The organism is Aquiflexum gelatinilyticum (genome assembly GCF_024741135.1).
GTDB classification, from domain to species: Bacteria; Bacteroidota; Bacteroidia; order Cytophagales; family Cyclobacteriaceae; genus Cognataquiflexum; species Cognataquiflexum gelatinilyticum.
On sequence record NZ_JANSUY010000002.1, the window covers coordinates 232,163 to 250,568 of the forward strand.

Genomic DNA, 18,406 nt, shown 5'->3' on the forward strand with positions numbered 1-18,406 from the left:
ATGTCAGAAGGCGCTAAAGTTTCTTTTCAAAATATTCTGCTTACTTTAAAAAAGTATGACAACGGCAGGTTTGAGCTGCTTTATATATCCTCTGAAATTAGGAATATTCTGACTGAAGGCGAAAAGTTTTACCAAGAGGATTATTTTGAAAAATCCTTTCCTACATTACCTAAACCTTTTTTTGAATACCTGTTTCAGATCTTGGGAAACGGTGACAAAATCACCTGTCCATTGACTTGGAAGGAAAAGTATTTCAGGTTTGTCCAAGTGGAAGGTTATGTGATTTCTCAAGAAGACAATTCCTATCTTGTAAACGTCCTTATTTCCCAATTGCCATTTGACTCAAATGTCAAATTCTCCTGGTTAATGGACAAATCAGAAGATCGTATTTTTACAGGAATCCAATCAGGTCATGATCTCGACCGTGTCTCAGCATGGAAGGCCTCCTTCTTTTCAAAATTTGATTTCATTCCGGAAGCGGATTTCAATGGCTTCCTGGAAAATAAAAACACCAAAATCCTCCCCATTTTTCCCGGCCATATATTCCTAACCAAAAAAATATTGACTGAAAATCATTTGCTTTTGCAGCTTGTTTACGGTCCTAGTCCTTTGGTAGACAAAAATGCATCAAGCACGGAGGCTTTACAAATCGGTCCAAAGCAGGCTCCTGTTTATTATGAGTATGACTTTAAAAACGACCTGATCAATTTTTCAGGAAACTTGGACGGTATTTTGGGCTATTCAGCAGAATTTTTTGAAAACTTTACCTCCAAAGATTGGATCAATCTTGTCCATCCCCTTGACCGTCATTACTTTAATATGGGTTTTGACCATGGCTCGAAAATGATATACAGGGTCAGTCATGCAGATGGCAGCTATGTCTATGTGCAAGATGAGGTAAATAAACTATTGGATGACCCCAATAATTCGGGGATTTCTTTAGGGATAATTACTGATATCACCGCACTCAAAGAGATTGAAAAGGACATTTTGGAGCATAAAACCATCCTTGACCAACTTACAGGAGTCGTTCCGGGGATGGTATACATGCTCAAGGCTTTTCCTGATGGTTCGAGAAAATTCATTTTTGTCAGTGAAGGAAGCAAAAACCTGTGGGAACTTGACCCATCCATGATTATGGAAGATGAGGCAAGTATCCGTCGACTTGTTCATCCTGAGGACATCGATCATGTAATTGAGGCAGATAAAACAGCCTTTCAAAAGGACCTCAAGTTTGAAAGTACTTTTAGGATTTTTACCCCTTCGGGAAAAGCCAAATGGGTATTTGGTGCATCCAACAGACTAAAGCAATTTCCTAGAGAATCTATTTGGGCAGGATTTTTTATTGACATTACCTATACCAAACAAAAAGAAACAGAGTCCTTTTTACTTCTCAATAGGTATAAAGTCCTGTTTGATGAAAACCCTCTTCCCATATTCCAATATAACAGTCAAGGTATCATCCTTGATGTAAACAAACAGTTTATGGACAAGGTCAATGTGTCTGATTCCACCGAAATGATCGGAAAAAACATGTTTGAACTGACCAAAGGGCATCCTATTGAAAAAGCATATAGAGACAGCATTGAAAAAGGAAGAGGCTTTTATGAAGGGCCCTACACGAGCCACTTCAACAAAAAGATGTTTCATGTGCGGGTTAATGCCAAGTCGGTAGAAGATGGAAAGGTATTTCAGGCTATTTTGGAGGACATCAGCGAACAACAATATGTTTCGAACATTTTATCAGAACTAACAGAGCGAACATCACGGTACTCGGGTCAGGAGTTTTTTGACGTGTTGACTTCCTTCCTGTCAGAGAAGTTGTTTATGAGCACTTGCTTTATCGCAGAAGTGGATGAAAAAAATCAATTTGCTTACTCTCTATCATATTTCAAAAACGGACAAAAAGAAAAGAATTTCAAATATTCCCTAAAAGACGCACCGTGTTATGATTGTTTAAATTCCAATAGTCCATTTATCATCCCTTCCGGTGCAGCTTCCAAATATCCAAAGGACAAAGGATTAGTTAAAATGGGAATTTCCACATACATGGGTGTTCCGATTATTGATATCGAAAAAAACCGTCTCGGTATTTTGGTTTTGATGGATCAAAAAGACCATCCTTATAGTTTTGGTCTATCGGGATTACTCTCCGTATTGTCGGATAGGGTGGGAGCAGAACTGAACCGCCTCCATTTTGAAAAAAAGTTGATTTCCTCAGAGTTGCTTTTTAGGAGTATTGCAGAAAACTTTCCAAATGGGACGATTGAGATTTTGGACAAAGATTTCAATTATGTATTTACTGATGGAAAAGGATACCAATCCTTGCAGATTGATCAAAAAAAACTGATTGGAACTCCCCATCTTTCTATATATGATGATGCGACTTCTGAAAAAGTAAAAGAGTTTTTGGAAAAAGTCCTTGCGGGTGAAGCCGTAATTTTTGAAGTCATGGTCAATAACCAATACTATCTCAAAAACGGCGTTCCACTAACCAACAGTTCTAATAAAGTGGACAGGATACTTTTAGTAACGCAAAATATTACAGAATCCAAAATAGCAGAATCAGAACGAGAAAGGCTTATAAAAGATCTAAAATCCCAAAATGAAGAGCTTCAGAGATTCGCCTATATCATTTCCCATAATCTCCGCGCGCCTATTGTTAATATTACCTCACTTCTAGACCTGTACAACAGCCACAATCCTGCTGACCTAGAAAATGTGGAAATCATAGAAAATCTGAAAATATCCACCCAAATTTTGAACGGTACACTAGAAGACCTGATAGAAGTAGTATCTATCAAAAAGAACAAACTACCGAAAATTGAACGGGTAAGTTTCAGAAAACTTCTAAAAAACATAGAAAGGAGTCTGTCCAAGCAGTTTAAGGAATCGGGAGCTGTTATTGTAAGTGATTATAGCACAGCACCTTATATCAATTATATTTATTCACACTTAGAAAATTTTATCATCAACCTGACTACGAATTCCATTAAATACAAACATCAGGACAGGAACCCTGTCATTCAGATTAAATCCTATCTCGCGGAAGGTTACACGGTGATTGAATTCAGAGACAATGGAATTGGAATTGACCTTGATAGGTATAAGGATCGTCTATTTGGACTCTACCAAAGATTTCATTCCCATGTGGATGGCAAAGGATTGGGTTTATACCTGATCCGTGAACAAATCCGGGCACATGATGGCAACCTTAGGGTTGAAAGTACTGTTGGTGTAGGAACTACCTTTTACATCTATCTCAGAAATATGAAAGCCAATTATCCGGAAGAAAAATAATTGCGTATAAAAATCAAACACAAAGGATATTCCCTTCAATATTTTAATTTTGAGCATCTAAAACAAATCAAAAAATGAAAAAAGCACTCATTCCTATTTTGATCATTGCCGTAGTGGGCATATTTATGTACACCAAAGCAGTGGGAGTTTACAATATGTTTGTCCAAAATGAGGAAACAATCAATGGCCAATGGGCGGAGGTCCAAACACAATACCAAAGAAGGGCGGATCTTATTCCCAATCTTGTCAATACCGTTAAGGGATATGCTGATTTTGAACAGGAAACCTTGACCGGTGTCATTGAAGCCCGTGCAAAAGCCACTTCGATCAATATTGATGCAAATGACCTCAGTCCTGATAAAATAGCCCAATTTCAGCAGGCACAAGATCAGTTAAGCGGGGCTTTGAGCAGACTTTTGGTAACGGTCGAAAAATATCCAGATCTAAAAGCCAATCAGAATTTTCTTGACTTACAAGCCCAGCTTGAAGGGACAGAAAACAGGATTGCAGTTGCGAGAAGGAACTTCAATCAATCTGTGCAGGCCTATAATTCGGATCTGAGAAAATTCCCTAACAACCTATTTGCAGGTTGGTATGGATTTGAAACCAAGGGATATTTTGAAGCAGCTGCAGGTGCAGAAAATGCACCGACAGTTCAATTTTAAGGATTATGGCAGAAAATCTATTTTCTCAAGAAGACAAAAACAGGATTGTTTCAGCCATTGCAGCAGCTGAAATAGCTACTTCAGGAGAAATACAGGTACATATCGAAAATCACTGCGCCTCGGACGTTTTGGACCGGGCCGCAGAGGTTTTTGAAACCCTCAAAATGCATAAAACAAAAGAAAGAAACGCTGTACTTTTCTATTTGGCTGTAGCAGACCACAAATTTGCCATCTTAGGAGATTCGGGTATCAATAAGGTCGTTCCGGAAAATTTCTGGGAAAAAATCAAAGAGGAGATGGCAAAATCTTTTAAACAACACGCTTTTACAGAAGGCCTGTCAAATGCGATTGAAGCATGCGGTCAGCAGCTCAAAACACATTTCCCTTATGATCAAAAAGGTGATGTCAACGAATTACCTGATGAAATCTCCTTTGGATAAAAAAATCATGAATTATAGATATTTCCTTTCAATAATCATTTTCCTATTGTTTGTCGGTGGTCTGTCAGCTCAGGGGGATTTTCCTGAAGTTCCAAATCCGCCGAAGCTCGTCAATGATTTCACAAATACCCTTTCTTCAAGTGAGGTTAGAAGTTTGGAAACCAAGCTTGTGGCCTACAATGACAGTACCTCTACCCAGGTGACTATTGTCATGATTCGCTCTGTAGGCCAATATGATATCAGCGACTATGCGTTTCAATTGGGTGAAAAGTGGGGAATAGGCCAATCAAAGCTTGACAATGGCGTGTTGATTTTGGCAGCGATGGATGACAGGAAAGTATTCATTGCTACAGGATATGGGATGGAGGGTGTATTGCCTGATGTGTTGGCAAAAAGGATTGTCGACCAATTAATTGTTCCAAATTTTAAAATGCAGGCCTATTATGATGGTCTGGATAAGGCAACTGAAATGATTTTCAAGTTGGCTTCAGGGGAATATGAAGCTGAAAAAGTTACTTCAACAGGAGAACATGGCGGAGCCATAATATTCTTTTTGATCTTCATCTTTATTTTTGTTATCCTTCCAATGATCAAAAACAGGAAAGACAATGACAACCACATGGGAGGCAAAGGTGGGGGAATTGACTTGTTTACCACAATTATGCTCGCCAACATGCTCAAAGGAAGTGGGAAAGGCAAGTTTGGAGACTTTTCATCCGGCCGTGGTGGATTTGGTGGCGGAGGCGGCGGCTTCGGTGGTTTTGGAGGTGGTTCATTTGGTGGCGGCGGTGCAGGAGGAAGCTGGTAAATTTGAGTTTTCGAATCTTTGAAGGCATTTTCCATTGGTACTTGGTCAAAATCTCACCTTGATTTGAGTCTTTAAATATTTCATGCTTTCTTATTTTGTTATAAGCCTTTGTTCAAAAAACTGCGTTGATTCAATCAGGAGGCACTTAATTTCTGTTGTGAAAAATTTAATTAATCGCAATCTATTGATTCTTTCCTGCTGCGATGACGGCTAAGTCTACCAATTGACAACCTTTTTCTAAAAGGACATTGGCGCAAGTGATCAATGTTGCTCCTGTGGTCATAACGTCATCCACGAGCAGTAGCCTTTTTCCATTTACATCTTTCATCAAATCAACATCAAAGACCTCGGCCACATTTTCTATCCGTTGCAATCTTGATTTTTTGGTTTGCGTTTCCGTGAACTGTTTCCTGATCAGAGACAAGACAACTGGAACATCCAAAGCCTCTGAGAGTCCTATTGCAAATTGCTCACTTTGGTTATAGCCCCTTATTTTCTGTTTTATTGGATGTAAAGGAACTGGCGTTATTTGATCCCAATTATTTGAAAAACCATTTTGGTAAAGAATATTCCCATATAATCTTCCTAATTCGACTCCGATTTCTGGCTTGTTTTTGTATTTGAGTTGGTGGAGAAGAATTTGGCTTCCTCCTTTTTTGGAAAACCTCAAAAAAGACATTGCTAAATTGGGTTTTGTAAGCCCCATTATTTTGGTGACCAATTCATTGTTTTGAGGTCTAAGGTGGTAATTGGTGACTGGAAGCTCCGCTATGCATATTTTGCACAACTGATCTTCAAAGTCAAAAAGACTTCTTTTACATAAACAGCAGGTTTTTGGAAAAACCAAAGCCAAAAAATCTTCAAAAATCTTAGAATACATTTTCAAAATGAGGAGATCGAACTGAATGACTGTAAATACCTGTTATATTTGCAATTGACTAAAACCATCTTAAAATTTAATGAATTTATTAGAAGAATTCAATGCCTATAGGAGCGAAATGAATGAAAAAATCATGGCTTCAGACAATAAGGTCATCAAACGTTTTTTCAACCTTGATACCAATACCTATGCGGAAGGGGCATTGGATGTGAAAACGAAGGAAATGATCGGATTGGCATGTTCTATGGTCCTGAGATGTGATGATTGTATCAAATACCATTTGGGCAAATCATTTGAGGCAGGTCTGAATAAAGAGCAGGTCTTTGAGGTTTTTTCAATCGCAACCATTATTGGTGGGTCAATTGTAATACCCCATTTGAGAAGAGCAGTTGAATATTGGGAATTATTGGAAAAAGAAGGAAAAGCAGATGTTTAAGAAAGACCTTGATCTGGAAAAAAGATGGAGTAAACTGCTGAAGGGCATGGAAGAGCTTATCGGGAAAAAGCCCAATGACTTAAATGGGGTTTTATTTTTGATAGGAGTACAGGAACTTGGACAGGGAAACAAAAATTTTTCGAAAGAACAAAAGCAGGACTTGATGCATATTGGGATTTGCAGGGTGTTGAGCCAAGTTGGGTTTTATGAATTGGATTATATAGACCAAGATGGTTGGCCCCATTGGAAACTTGTAAACAAACTTCCTCATTTTGACGTGTTAGAGCAGGAGAAATTGTTGAAAATACAGGTTTTGGAATATTTCGAAACAGAATTTCAAATAGAAATCAAATAATAAACGAATTCAAAATTGAGTGATCATAGTAACATAAAAGTCGTATCCTATAATGTAAACGGAATCCGTGCGGCACTTACCAAGGGCTTTGCTGACTGGTTAAAAGCAACAGATCCAGATATTATTGGGTTACAGGAAATCAAAGCTGAAGAGAACCAAATTGACCGGTCTATCTTTGAAGATATGGGATACCACATTTATTGGTATCCAGCTGCAAAGAAGGGATATAGTGGTGTTGCCATTTTGAGTAAAATAAAACCTAACCAAGTTGAATATGGAATGAGTTTCCCTCTTTATGATGATGAGGGAAGAATTATAAGGGCAGATTTTGATGGCTTTTCATTCATTTCTGCGTATTTTCCCTCAGGGACAACTGGTGATATAAGGCAAGATTTCAAATATCGCTTCTTAGATGACATCTTCGGGTATACCCAAGACTTGGTTAAAGGATACCCTAATTTAATTCTCAGTGGCGATTACAATATATGTCACAAAGCAATCGATATCCACAATCCAGTGTCAAACAAGAATTCATCAGGTTTTCTTCCTGAGGAAAGGGCTTGGATGGACAAGTTTACAGAATCAGGTTTTGTAGATACATTCCGGTTGTATAATCAAGATCCACATCATTACACTTGGTGGAGTTATAGGGCAGGCTCAAGGTCTAAAAATCTCGGTTGGAGAATTGATTACCACATGGCCACATCACATATGAAAGAAAAAGTGAAGCGTTCTATTATCCTACCAGAGGCACATCATTCGGACCACTGCCCAATAATGATAGAATTATAAAAATATTATATTTAACGTTTATATCAACATTATTTTCATGAATTCCATTAAAATTTCTATTCCATCTCTAATTGAGAATATAAAGATCGTTGAAAGCTTTATAGATAATGCTAGGGAGAAATATCCTATTAATGAAGATATCTATGGGAATATCATGATTTCTGTTACAGAATGTGTGACTAATGCCATCATTCATGGAAACCAAATGGATGGAAATAAAAAAGTAAACCTTGAATTGCATCTTGATGAAAATCAAGTTGAATTTGTGATATTGGATGAGGGAAAGGGTTTTGATTTCGAGCATTTGGTAGATCCGACAGCACCTGAAAATTTAGAGAAAACAGGAGGGCGTGGAATATTCATTATGAAGCATTTGGCAGATGGAATTAAATTTGAGGAGAACGGTAGAAAAACCATACTAACTTTCTACATGTGATATGGCAATTCTTTTTTTTGAAGAAGACATAAAATTTTCCCTTCCGGAAAAGAACAAAAAGAAAAAATGGTTAAAAGAAATAGCCAATCTCGAAGGATTTAAAATTGGAGAACTTAATTACATTTTTTGTTCCGATGAATACCTTTATCAAATCAATGTTGACTTCTTGAACCATAAAACCTACACAGACATTATTACCTTTGACAATTCAGAAAAAGAAAATCTAATAGAAGGAGACATTTTTGTCAGTGTAGACCGAATTAAAGATAATGCCATTAAAGAAAGTGTGTCCTTTGAAAAAGAACTCTCAAGGGTTATGAGCCATGGGATTTTGCATTTAATGGGATATAAGGACAAAAGAGAAGAAGATATAATCAGTATGAGAAATATGGAAAATAAAGCCATTTCTTTACTGGACAAATGAAACGTTCCACGTGAAACACTATTCAGATCCAATTGATAAAAAAGTTCCACGTGGAACAAACCAAAAAAGAAAATTATGTTTCCAATATATGATGTGATCGTTGTAGGAGCAGGGCATGCAGGCTGTGAAGCTGCGCATGCAGCAGCAAAGATGGGTTCCAAAGTCCTTCTTTGTACAATGAATATGAATACCATTGCACAAATGTCATGTAACCCGGCAATGGGTGGCGTAGCAAAAGGTCAAATTGTGAGGGAGATTGACGCCTTAGGAGGAATGTCAGGGATAATTTCTGACAAATCCATGATCCAATTCAGGATGTTGAATAGGTCCAAAGGTCCTGCTATGTGGTCTCCAAGATCGCAAAATGATAGAATGTTATTTGCAGAAGAATGGAGATTGGCTCTTGAACAAACACCCAATGTTGATTTTTGGCAAGAAATGATAAGTGGGTTATTAATTAAAGACAATAAAGCTGTTGGAGTAAGGACAGGAATTGGGATAGAAATCCAATCCAAATCAGTGGTTCTTACCAATGGAACATTTTTAAATGGCATAATTCATATCGGAGAAAAACAATTTGGGGGAGGAAGAACAGGAGAAGCAGCGGCAAAAGGAATAACCGAACAACTCGTCCAATTGGGTTTTGAAGCGGGAAGAATGAAAACTGGAACACCTCCAAGGGTTGATGGACGTTCATTGGATTACAGCAAAATGGAAGTACAGTACGGGGATGAAAACCCTGAGAAGTTTTCCTTCTCTGACGCTACATCAACTTTAAAAAATCAAAGAACATGTTGGATTACCTATACCAACAAAGAGGTACACAATACACTAGAAACAGGTTTTGACAGATCCCCTATGTTCAATGGCAGAATCCAAGGTCTTGGACCAAGGTATTGCCCATCTATAGAGGATAAAATCAACAGATTTGCCGAAAGAGAAAGACATCAGATATTTGTAGAACCTGAAGGATGGAACACTGTTGAAATGTACATCAACGGTTTCTCCACTTCATTGCCTGAGGATGTACAATACCAAGCTTTAAGGAAAATACCAGGTTTTGAAAATGCTAAAATGTTTAGACCAGGTTATGCCATAGAATATGATTTCTTTCCCCCAACACAATTAAAACTAAGCTTAGAGACACATTTAATAGAAAACCTATTCTTTGCCGGACAAATCAACGGAACGACAGGCTATGAAGAAGCCGCCTCCCAAGGATTGATGGCGGGAATAAATGCTTCTAGGAAAGTACATGAAAGGGATCCATTTGTTTTAAAAAGATCCGACGCATATATAGGTGTATTGATAGATGATCTGATCAATAAAGGGACTGAGGAACCATACAGGATGTTTACATCTAGAGCCGAATTCAGATTATTGCTACGTCAGGACAATGCAGACTTGAGATTAACCCAAATGGGTCATAAAATTGGTTTGGCAGATGATACGAGACTAGAAAAAATGCAGGACAAAAAATCTGATACAGCTAAACTGATCAATGATTTAAAACAAAAAAAATTGTCTCCTGATATAATTAATGAAGGCTTAGAAGGATTTGAAACAGCGACCATTAAAGAAAAGGTCACGGTTGAAAAGCTTTTGAAAAGGCCTCAAATTGGATTAACAGAAATTATGGACTTAGACCAGGACATAAAAAATTATCTTTCCAAATATAAAAAAGAGGTTCTAGAACAGGCAGAAATTCAAATCAAATATGACAGCTATATAGAAAAAGAACAGCAAATGGTAGAAAAATTGAATAATATGGAAGACTATAGAATCCCGATACAATTTGATTATCTAACAATAACTGCACTTTCGGCTGAAGGAAAACAGAAATTAAATAAAATAAAACCCGAAACACTCGGTCAAGCATCAAGAATTAGTGGTGTGACCCCTGCAGACCTTTCTATTCTCACCGTTTATTTAGGAAGATAATGTCACAGGAAAGATTAAACAAATGCCCACTATGTAAAAGTGGGCTTTTTCTTAATCATTTGGAAGTTAAAGATTTTTCAATAAGCAAGGAAAATTTCTTGTTGTGTAAATGTTCATCTTGCCAATTGATATTTACAAACCCCCGACCGGATAAAGAAAGCATAACACCATATTATCAATCGGAAGACTACGTTTCTCACCAAAACAAAACCACAAATTTCACAAACCTACTTTATAAATGGGTAAGGAATATCACTATCAGAAAGAAGGTAAAATTGCTAAATAAATATACTGAAGGAAATAAAACACTCCTTGATTACGGATGCGGAACAGGATATTTCTTAGCAGAAGCAAAAAAATCAGGATGGAAAACTCAAGGAATAGAACCGAATAAAACAGCGAGAAAAATATCCAAAAGCAAAAAACTTAAAATTAAGGGCAAACTTGAGGAGATCGAAAAAGATACTAAATTCAATGCAATCAGTCTTTATCACGTTCTTGAACACATACATAACCTGAGAAAAACAGGGAAAAAAATTGTGGACTTATTGGAGGAAAACGGTACAATCTTTATTGCAGTTCCAAATAACAATTCCAATGATGCCAAACAGTATGGCACTTTCTGGGCAGCATTGGATGTACCAAGACACCTGTATCATTTCAATCAAGATACAATTAAGGTTTTTGCAGAAAAAATGGGGCTCAAAATTGTAGCTATTGAGCCAATGAAATTTGATAGCTATTATGTTTCAATCTTATCTGAAAACTACCTAAACCCTAACAAAGGAACAATAAGCAAATTGATAAACGCTTTTATAAATGGTTATAAATCAAATACTTGGGCCAAAAAAAACAATTATAATTACTCAAGCTTATTGTTTATTTTAAAGAAAAAATGAAACATTCAAATTACCTATTAGGCATAATATTACTTTTTACTGTCGTTTCATGTGCGAAACAAGGAACGCCAATGGGAGGACCCAAAGATGAAGATCCACCAAAACTTTTATCCATAAATCCATCAAATGAAAGCACAAATGTCAAACCCTCAATTATAGAACTTGAATTTGACGAATATGTAAAAGCGGAAACACCAAACAAACAAATTATCATAACTCCAAGAATCAATAAAGATGAAATGGAGGTAACGACAAATAAGAATAGAGTAATTATTAACCTAAACCAAGAACTTGAAGACAGTACAACTTATGTATTTAACTTCCAAAAATCCATAAAAGACATCACCGAAAACAACATTCCGGACAACCTCAAACTTGTTTTTTCGACGGGACCCAACATCGACAGCCTTAGTTTTTCAGGAAACGTTTCATACATTCTCCCCCAAAAACAGAAGAATATTACCGATGTTTTGGTAGGGCTATATGCCGAAAATGACACAACCAATGTTCTTACCGCCACACCCTATTATATTGGACAAACCGATTCAATAGGAAATTTCAATCTCAGCAATATAAAAGCAGGGAATTATAGAGCATATGCTTGGCATGACCAAAACAACTCTTTAAAAGCAGAAGAAAAACAAGAGGAATACGGATTTATATCTGATACAATCAGCATTTCAGAAAACGTAACAGATGCGAAACTCTACCTTTCAAAGGCGGACTTATCTGCATTCAAAATTAACAGAGCAAGTGCATCAGGGCAGAATTTCGACATCTATCTCAGCAAATACCCAACAGACATCATCATTGATCATCAGGATATAAACAAAAGCTTGTTTTACAGGCAAAATGAAAAAACAATTAGATTATACCATACAAGTATAATCAATGACAGCACAGCTGTAAAATTGATGTTAAGAGACTCTGTTGGATTCAAACTTGATACAATCGTTTATGCAAAATTTGAGGAAAGTGACAGAAAAAATGAAAAGTTGGAAACCACTGTAAAAGCCAAAAGAAACTTTTTGAAAGAAATTGAAGCAGAAATTAAATTCAACAAACCAATAAACAATGTAAATTATGATTCACTATATATAAAATACGACAGTGCTTCTTACATTCCGATAAAACCTGAAATGCTTTCATTTAAAGACAGCTTGGACAGAACATTGATTTCCATCGCAGTAAATGTCCCAGACTCCTTAAAACAAGAAGAATACACCTTATATGCGATGGACTCAACATTCCAAGATATAGAAGGGGAATTCAATACAACAAAAATTGAAAACCTATTCAGAAAACTTGACCCAGAAACTTTGGCTGAAGAAATAAAGATTACAGTAAACACCGAAAACTTACCAATCATAGTCCAGATTATTGACAAAAAAGATGAAGTAGTAGCAGAACAATACTTAACTGAAACAAACGTAGCAATATTCAAAAATTTAGAAGCAGCTACATATTATATCAGAGCAATCTTGGATTTAAATAAAAACAGACGATGGGATACTTCCAATATGAATGAAAATCGACAAGCAGAACCAATATATTACCTAGAAAATAAAGAAAGCGATAATCCAAAAGACACAATAATTAGAGGGGGATGGTCACTTGATGTCACGATAGACCCTCAAAAAATACCTGGAATACCAAAAATTAAAGAAAATATTATGAAATAATTGTAGATAACCTAAACAAAACATGTGCATAAGTTCCCACAACTTGGGTATAAAAGGAGACTTATCAATAACAACCAAAATTTGAACCATCAAAAAATTGGACAAAGGGAATAACCCATCATTCATCCACAGTCATTCACAATTACAGACACAGCAAAGAACACACATTTATATATTTTCATTTTCCCACAACAATAAATCCTTTTTTTCAATACGATTGAAATTCAACAAATTAAAGTAAAAACGACTGTGGATTAAAAGTGGAGAAAGTGATGAAAACTAAACACAAATATGTGGATTACTTCAACCAGATTTTTTATCCACAAATCCACACCTTAATAACAACAGTAGTTTTATTTAAATAAATAATATATTAAATATATAAAGGTGTGGAAAATTCTTGAATTCCCGTTTTTTGGTTTACTGCAAGCTTTTATCTAATTTCAAGAACCTTATTAACCCAAGATAATCATGCAAATCCACAGACTCTTCGACCTGATCAATTTCCAAATTGCAACATATGACAAGCCAGTTGCCTTAGCCCAAAAAATCAATGGTTCTTGGAAAACGTATTCAAGCAGGGATTTAAAAAAAATAATTGATAATATCAGTTTGGCATTTTTAAAAAATGGCATCAAAAAAAATGAAAAAGTTGCCATTATATCAAACAACAGACCTGAATGGAATTTTATTGACCTTGCATTGCAACAGATCGGTGCGATTTCAGTACCCATGTATCCAACCATTTCAGCCGAAGATTACAATTACATTTTCCATCACGCTGAAGTAAAAAAAATATTTGTGGGTGATGAAGAAATCTTCCAAAAAGCCAAGGAAGGATCTGCTGACATGGAAGCGCAGATAATTTCGTTTGACAAAATACAGGGTTGTGACTATTGGGAGGATTTTATGGCAATGGGTGAGGATGGAGACCTTGCAGAGCTTGAAGACATCAAAGACAAAATAAAATATGAAGACATTTTTACAATCATCTATACTTCAGGAACTACCGGTAGACCAAAGGGTGTGATGCTTAGCCACTCCAATGTCATCAGTAATCTTTATGCTATTGAAGATAGGATGATTATCCCTAGAGGAGAAGCCAAAGCGCTAAGCTTTCTTCCGTTATGTCACATCTATGAACGAACGGGATCATTTTGCTTTATGTTTATGGGAGTATCCATTTACTATGCAGAAAGCATGGAAGCAATTGGAGAAAACCTCAAAGAAGTACAGCCGCATATTTTCAATACTGTTCCAAGGCTTTTGGAAAAAGTCTATGACAAGATTGTTTCCAAAGGATATGAACTTACAGGTGTAAAAAAATCTCTTTTCTTTTGGGCGTTAAATCTTGGTTTGAAATATGAACCAAACAAAAACCAAGGCTCTTTTTATAATTTTCAGTTGAAACTTGCCAATAAAATAATTTTCAGCAAATGGCGTGAGGCATTGGGAGGCAATGTGATGCAGATCAATTCCGGTGCTTCTGCATTGCAGCCAAGATTGGCAAGGGTGTTTTGGAGTGCAGGTATTCCTGTCAACGAAGGTTATGGACTTACTGAAACTTCCCCTGTTGTTTCTGCCTCTATCTGTAACCATCAGGATATCCGGATTGGCATGGTAGGGAAAATCGTCAAAGACGTCGAAGTCAAAATAGCCGCTGATGGAGAAATTTTGGTCAAAGGTCCCAATATCATGCAAGGATATTACAAGCAGCCTGAATTGACTGCTGAAGTATTAGAGCAAGATGGATGGTTTCATACGGGAGATATAGGTGAACTTCATGAAGGTAATTACCTCAAGATTACTGATAGGAAAAAGGAAATGTTTAAAACATCCGGAGGTAAATACATCGCCCCTCAGCCAATGGAAAACAAGTTCAAGGAATCATCTTTGATTGAACAGGTTTTGGTAGTAGGGGAAAATAAAAATTACCCGGCGGCTTTGATTGTTCCAAGTATTTTGGGTCTTCAGGATTGGTGCAGACACAAGGATATTCCTTATACCACTGATGTTGAAATGCTTCAAAAACCCGAAATTCTTGATAAATTTCAAAAGGAAGTAGATCATCTCAATAAATACTTTGGCAAATGGGAGCAAATCAAAAAGTTCAAAGTTCTGACACAACAATGGACTATCGAATCAGGTGAACTTACTCCAACCATGAAGTTAAAAAGGAAAGTAATCCACCAAAAATTTGCTAAAGAAATCGATTCCTTATACGCTTAACAATTATTTCAATTAAGAATCTTCTTTTGGGATAATCTCCAATTATCTATTCTAACCAATATTTAAAACTATATTCTGTAAATATTCAGAATATAGTTTTTTTTATTTACCCAAACCCTAAACTTAATTTCTTATGCATGCATAACTTTTTTTCAATTTAGTATGCATGCATACAATATTTTTATTACATTAGGCGTACTAAAATACACCTATGAAGCGCGAAGAGACAGTTGACTATCATATCAAGAGTGCCTGGCATGCGATTTCCAGGATGTACAATCAAAAAGCAGCACAGGAAGATTTTACCACAGCTATTGGATTTGTATTGATCAATATCAACTCAAAAGAAGGTACCCCGGCTACAAAAATTGCCCCGCTGATGGGCTTGGAAGCAAGAAGCCTTACCCGCATGCTGAAGAGCATGGAAGAGAAAGGGCTGATTTACAAGAAACCTGATCCCATTGACAAGAGATCGGTGAGGATTTTTCTGACTCCGGAAGGAAAGAGGAAAAAGGAAATCTCTGTGCAGACGATCATGGAATTCAATGAGCAGGTAAGAGAAGTGGTCAGTAGCGAAGAATTGGAGACCTTTTTTACTGTTTTCCAAAAGATCAATCATGTCATAGATAATTTACAAACAGAAACTATAAACCCCAATGAATACAACAGTCAGTTGTATGAAATTTAAAACCAACACATTTTATGAAAAGAACCATTAAGAAAGTAGCCATTTTAGGTTCAGGAGTGATGGGGTCAAGGATTGCCTGCCATTTTGCCAATATCGGCGTGCAGGTTTTGCTTCTTGATATTGTCCCCAACGAGCCTAATGAGGATGAAAAGAAAAAGGGCCTGACCGTCAGTGATAAATCCGTCAGGAACCGGATTGTGAATACTGCGCTTGACAATACCTTAAAGGCAAAGCCTGCGTCATTGTATGATGCTTCTTCGATCGCGAGGATTACCACAGGAAATTTTGATGATGATTTGTCAAAAATCAAAGACTACGATTGGGTAATGGAAGTAGTCGTCGAAAGGTTGGACATCAAGCAATCACTTTTTGAAAAAGTAGAAAAATACCGCAGACCAGGAACTTTGATCACTTCCAATACTTCGGGCATACCGATTCACATGATGAGTGAAGGAAGATCAGAAGACTTCCAAGCCAACTTTGCAGGAACCCACTTTTTCAATCCGCCAAGATACCTCAGGTTATTGGAAATCATCCCCGGACCAAAAACAAATCCCGGAGTCATCGACTTCCTCATGGATTTTGGGGATAGGTTTTTAGGCAAAGAAACTGTTTTATGTAAAGATACTCCTGCATTCATCGCCAACAGGATTGGGGTGTATGCCATCATTTCAGGGATGCATGCCATTGAGAAAATGGGGCTGAGTGTCTCAGAGGTAGACAAACTTACCGGACCTATTATCGGTCGCGCAAAGTCGGCTACTTTCAGGACCATGGATGTTGTCGGTCTCGATACAACAGTCAATGTCTCCAACAACCTTTACAAGACCTTGACCCACGATGAATCAAGAGATAAATTTCTTCTTCCAAACATTGTCAAAGTATTGTATGACAACAAATGGTTAGGGGACAAAACAGGTCAGGGATATTTCAAAATGATCCGCCATAAAGACGGGACCAAAGAACTGAAAGAACTTGATCTGAAGACTTTTGAATACAAAGACACTGAAAAACCAAAATTTAAAGCCCTTGAGGCATCCAAAGAAATTGAGGACCTAAAAAAGAGAATCAAATTCCTTGTGAACTTCGATGACCGTGCGGGTGAATTTTACAGAGCATCTTTTTATGACCTCTTCAAATATTGCTCCCACCGGATCCCCGAAATCTCCGATGAATTATACAGAATTGACCAAGCCGTTTCAGCAGGTTTTGGTTGGGAATTAGGTCCCTTTGAAACATGGGACATCCTTGGCGTCAAAGATACGGTGGAGAAGATGGAAGCTGCAGGAGAAAAAGCCGCTGCTTGGGTACATGAAATGCTTGCTGCAGGACATGCATCTTTCTATAAAGTGGAAGGCGGACAGCGTAGATACTACGACATTCCTTCTAAATCCTATTTGCCAATACCCGGCGTGGAAGATTTTATCATCCTTGACACACTCAAGGCAGCCAACAAAAAACTTTGGGGCAATGCCGGAACTACCGTTTATGATTTGGGGGATGATGTCATCGGTTTGGAATTTCATACAAAGATGAACTCTATCGGTCAGGAAGTAATCGAAGGCATCAATACTGCGATCAACATGGCCGAAAAATCATATAAAGGCCTTGTCATCGGAAATGAAGGAGGAAACTTCTCCGCAGGAGCTAACCTTGCCATGTTGTTCATGTTTGCCGGAGATCAGGAGTTTGACGAAATCAACTTGATGATTGCCGGATTTCAAAACACCATGATGCGTGCACGGTATTCTTCCGTTCCGGTTGTGGTAGCACCCCATAATATGGCCCTTGGAGGAGGTTGTGAACTTTCGCTTCATGCAGATGCCGTACAGGCCCATGCAGAATTGTATATGGGTTTGGTGGAATTTGGCGTGGGATTGATTCCTGCCGGCGGTGGTACCAAAGAGATGACGCTTCGTTTTTCGAATGAATCCAAAGCAGGTGATGTGGAGCTCAACAGGCTTCAGGAATATTTCATGAACATCGCCACAGCCAAGGTATCCACTTCGGCTGCTGAGGCAAGAGGATTGGGATACCTGCAGGTGAAGGATGCGATCACCATCAACCGTAAGCGTCAGCTCGCTGACGCCAAGGCTAAAGTTTTGGCTTTGTACGATGCGGGATACATCCAACCTGTGCAGCAGACCAATATCAAAGTCTTGGGAAAAACCTCCCTGGCACTTTTCGAAGCAGGTATCACCGGTATGGTCTACGGCAATTACATTTCCCAACATGATGCCAAAATCGCAAGGAAATTGGGTTGGGTCATGTCAGGAGGCGATCTGTCATCCGCGACCGAAGTCAGCGAACAGTACTTACTAGATCTTGAGCGCGAAGCATTCTTGAGCTTGACAGGGGAGAAAAAGACACTTGAAAGGATACATAGTATTCTATTTAAGGGAAAACCGCTGAGAAACTAAAATGAGTATCA

16 protein-coding genes are annotated in these 18,406 nt (G+C 37.6%); 15 read left to right on the top strand and 1 reads right to left on the bottom strand.

Annotation, left to right across the window (positions count from 1 at the left end):
- The 4 genes from NU887_RS04905 to NU887_RS04920 all read left to right on the top strand — a co-directional run bounded on the left by NU887_RS04905 (position 1) and on the right by NU887_RS04920 (position 5,213).
- Positions 1 to 3,300 (top strand): PAS domain S-box protein, encoded by a 3,300-nt coding sequence (locus NU887_RS04905; protein ID WP_258422243.1) that lies wholly within the window; start codon positions 1 to 3, stop codon positions 3,298 to 3,300.
- A 74-nt stretch (positions 3,301 to 3,374) separates the two neighbouring features.
- Positions 3,375 to 3,965, top strand: a complete 591-nt coding sequence (locus NU887_RS04910; protein ID WP_258422244.1) for a LemA family protein — start codon at positions 3,375 to 3,377, stop codon at positions 3,963 to 3,965.
- A gap of 5 nt (positions 3,966 to 3,970) precedes the next feature.
- Positions 3,971 to 4,405: a TPM domain-containing protein gene (locus NU887_RS04915; RefSeq protein ID WP_258422245.1), complete on the top strand. Its 435-nt coding sequence runs from the start codon at positions 3,971 to 3,973 to the stop codon at positions 4,403 to 4,405.
- Between the two features lie 7 nt (positions 4,406 to 4,412).
- A complete protein-coding gene (locus tag NU887_RS04920) occupies positions 4,413 to 5,213 on the top strand; it encodes a TPM domain-containing protein (RefSeq protein ID WP_258422246.1) in 801 nt (266 codons plus the stop codon).
- 181 nt (positions 5,214 to 5,394) lie between these two features.
- Here NU887_RS04920 and NU887_RS04925 read toward each other — a convergent pair whose 3' ends face one another.
- Positions 5,395 to 5,892, bottom strand: coding sequence for a ComF family protein (locus tag NU887_RS04925; protein WP_338080969.1), 498 nt, complete (start codon positions 5,890 to 5,892; stop codon positions 5,395 to 5,397).
- A gap of 280 nt (positions 5,893 to 6,172) precedes the next feature.
- Here NU887_RS04925 and NU887_RS04930 point away from each other — a divergent pair, with 280 nt between their 5' ends.
- From NU887_RS04930 to NU887_RS04980, 11 genes are all read left to right on the top strand, one after another.
- A complete protein-coding gene (locus NU887_RS04930; protein ID WP_258422248.1) occupies positions 6,173 to 6,529 on the top strand; it encodes a carboxymuconolactone decarboxylase family protein in 357 nt (118 codons plus the stop codon).
- Entirely contained in the window at positions 6,522 to 6,884 is a 363-nt protein-coding gene (locus NU887_RS04935; protein WP_258422249.1) for a hypothetical protein, read from the top strand. The genes NU887_RS04930 and NU887_RS04935 overlap by 8 nt, the downstream gene beginning before the upstream one ends.
- A gap of 33 nt (positions 6,885 to 6,917) precedes the next feature.
- Complete coding sequence (locus NU887_RS04940; protein ID WP_258422488.1) at positions 6,918 to 7,676, top strand: exodeoxyribonuclease III; 759 nt, start codon at positions 6,918 to 6,920, stop codon at positions 7,674 to 7,676.
- Between the two features lie 37 nt (positions 7,677 to 7,713).
- Entirely contained in the window at positions 7,714 to 8,112 is a 399-nt protein-coding gene (locus NU887_RS04945; protein ID WP_258422250.1) for an ATP-binding protein, read from the top strand.
- 1 nt (position 8,113) lies between these two features.
- The gene (gene ybeY, locus NU887_RS04950) at positions 8,114 to 8,536 is read left to right on the top strand and encodes an rRNA maturation RNase YbeY (RefSeq protein ID WP_258422251.1); all 423 of its coding nucleotides are present in this window, start codon (positions 8,114 to 8,116) and stop codon (positions 8,534 to 8,536) included.
- A 75-nt stretch (positions 8,537 to 8,611) separates the two neighbouring features.
- Entirely contained in the window at positions 8,612 to 10,477 is a 1,866-nt protein-coding gene (mnmG, locus tag NU887_RS04955) for a tRNA uridine-5-carboxymethylaminomethyl(34) synthesis enzyme MnmG (RefSeq protein ID WP_258422252.1), read from the top strand.
- Positions 10,477 to 11,376, top strand: a complete 900-nt coding sequence (locus tag NU887_RS04960; protein ID WP_258422253.1) for a class I SAM-dependent methyltransferase — start codon at positions 10,477 to 10,479, stop codon at positions 11,374 to 11,376. The genes mnmG and NU887_RS04960 overlap by 1 nt, the downstream gene beginning before the upstream one ends.
- A complete protein-coding gene (locus tag NU887_RS04965) occupies positions 11,373 to 13,058 on the top strand; it encodes an Ig-like domain-containing domain (protein ID WP_258422254.1) in 1,686 nt (561 codons plus the stop codon). The genes NU887_RS04960 and NU887_RS04965 overlap by 4 nt, the downstream gene beginning before the upstream one ends.
- Positions 13,059 to 13,529: 471 nt before the next feature.
- Complete coding sequence (locus NU887_RS04970; RefSeq protein ID WP_258422255.1) at positions 13,530 to 15,287, top strand: AMP-dependent synthetase/ligase; 1,758 nt, start codon at positions 13,530 to 13,532, stop codon at positions 15,285 to 15,287.
- A 211-nt stretch (positions 15,288 to 15,498) separates the two neighbouring features.
- On the top strand, positions 15,499 to 15,975 hold the full coding sequence (locus NU887_RS04975; protein ID WP_258422256.1) for a MarR family winged helix-turn-helix transcriptional regulator: 477 nt from the start codon (positions 15,499 to 15,501) through the stop codon (positions 15,973 to 15,975).
- 14 nt (positions 15,976 to 15,989) lie between these two features.
- The gene (locus NU887_RS04980) at positions 15,990 to 18,395 is read left to right on the top strand and encodes a 3-hydroxyacyl-CoA dehydrogenase/enoyl-CoA hydratase family protein (RefSeq protein WP_258422257.1); all 2,406 of its coding nucleotides are present in this window, start codon (positions 15,990 to 15,992) and stop codon (positions 18,393 to 18,395) included.
- Positions 18,396 to 18,406 lie beyond the last annotated feature (11 nt).

Bases quoted from the DNA above. Each gene is read 5' to 3' on its own strand.
- NU887_RS04965 (WP_258422254.1), top strand. From the start codon at position 11,373: ATGAAACATTCAAATTACCTATTAGGCATAATATTACTTTTTACTGTC.
- NU887_RS04935 (WP_258422249.1), top strand. From the start codon at position 6,522: ATGTTTAAGAAAGACCTTGATCTGGAAAAAAGATGGAGTAAACTGCTG.
- NU887_RS04925 (WP_338080969.1), bottom strand. From the start codon at position 5,892: ATGTCTTTTTTGAGGTTTTCCAAAAAAGGAGGAAGCCAAATTCTTCTC.
- NU887_RS04905 (WP_258422243.1), top strand. From the start codon at position 1: ATGTCAGAAGGCGCTAAAGTTTCTTTTCAAAATATTCTGCTTACTTTA.
- NU887_RS04945 (WP_258422250.1), top strand. From the start codon at position 7,714: ATGAATTCCATTAAAATTTCTATTCCATCTCTAATTGAGAATATAAAG.
- mnmG (WP_258422252.1), top strand. From the start codon at position 8,612: ATGTTTCCAATATATGATGTGATCGTTGTAGGAGCAGGGCATGCAGGC.
- NU887_RS04975 (WP_258422256.1), top strand. From the start codon at position 15,499: ATGAAGCGCGAAGAGACAGTTGACTATCATATCAAGAGTGCCTGGCAT.
- NU887_RS04980 (WP_258422257.1), top strand. From the start codon at position 15,990: ATGAAAAGAACCATTAAGAAAGTAGCCATTTTAGGTTCAGGAGTGATG.
- NU887_RS04970 (WP_258422255.1), top strand. From the start codon at position 13,530: ATGCAAATCCACAGACTCTTCGACCTGATCAATTTCCAAATTGCAACA.
- ybeY (WP_258422251.1), top strand. From the start codon at position 8,114: ATGGCAATTCTTTTTTTTGAAGAAGACATAAAATTTTCCCTTCCGGAA.
- NU887_RS04920 (WP_258422246.1), top strand. From the start codon at position 4,413: ATGAATTATAGATATTTCCTTTCAATAATCATTTTCCTATTGTTTGTC.
- NU887_RS04930 (WP_258422248.1), top strand. From the start codon at position 6,173: ATGAATTTATTAGAAGAATTCAATGCCTATAGGAGCGAAATGAATGAA.
- NU887_RS04910 (WP_258422244.1), top strand. From the start codon at position 3,375: ATGAAAAAAGCACTCATTCCTATTTTGATCATTGCCGTAGTGGGCATA.
- NU887_RS04915 (WP_258422245.1), top strand. From the start codon at position 3,971: ATGGCAGAAAATCTATTTTCTCAAGAAGACAAAAACAGGATTGTTTCA.
- NU887_RS04960 (WP_258422253.1), top strand. From the start codon at position 10,477: ATGTCACAGGAAAGATTAAACAAATGCCCACTATGTAAAAGTGGGCTT.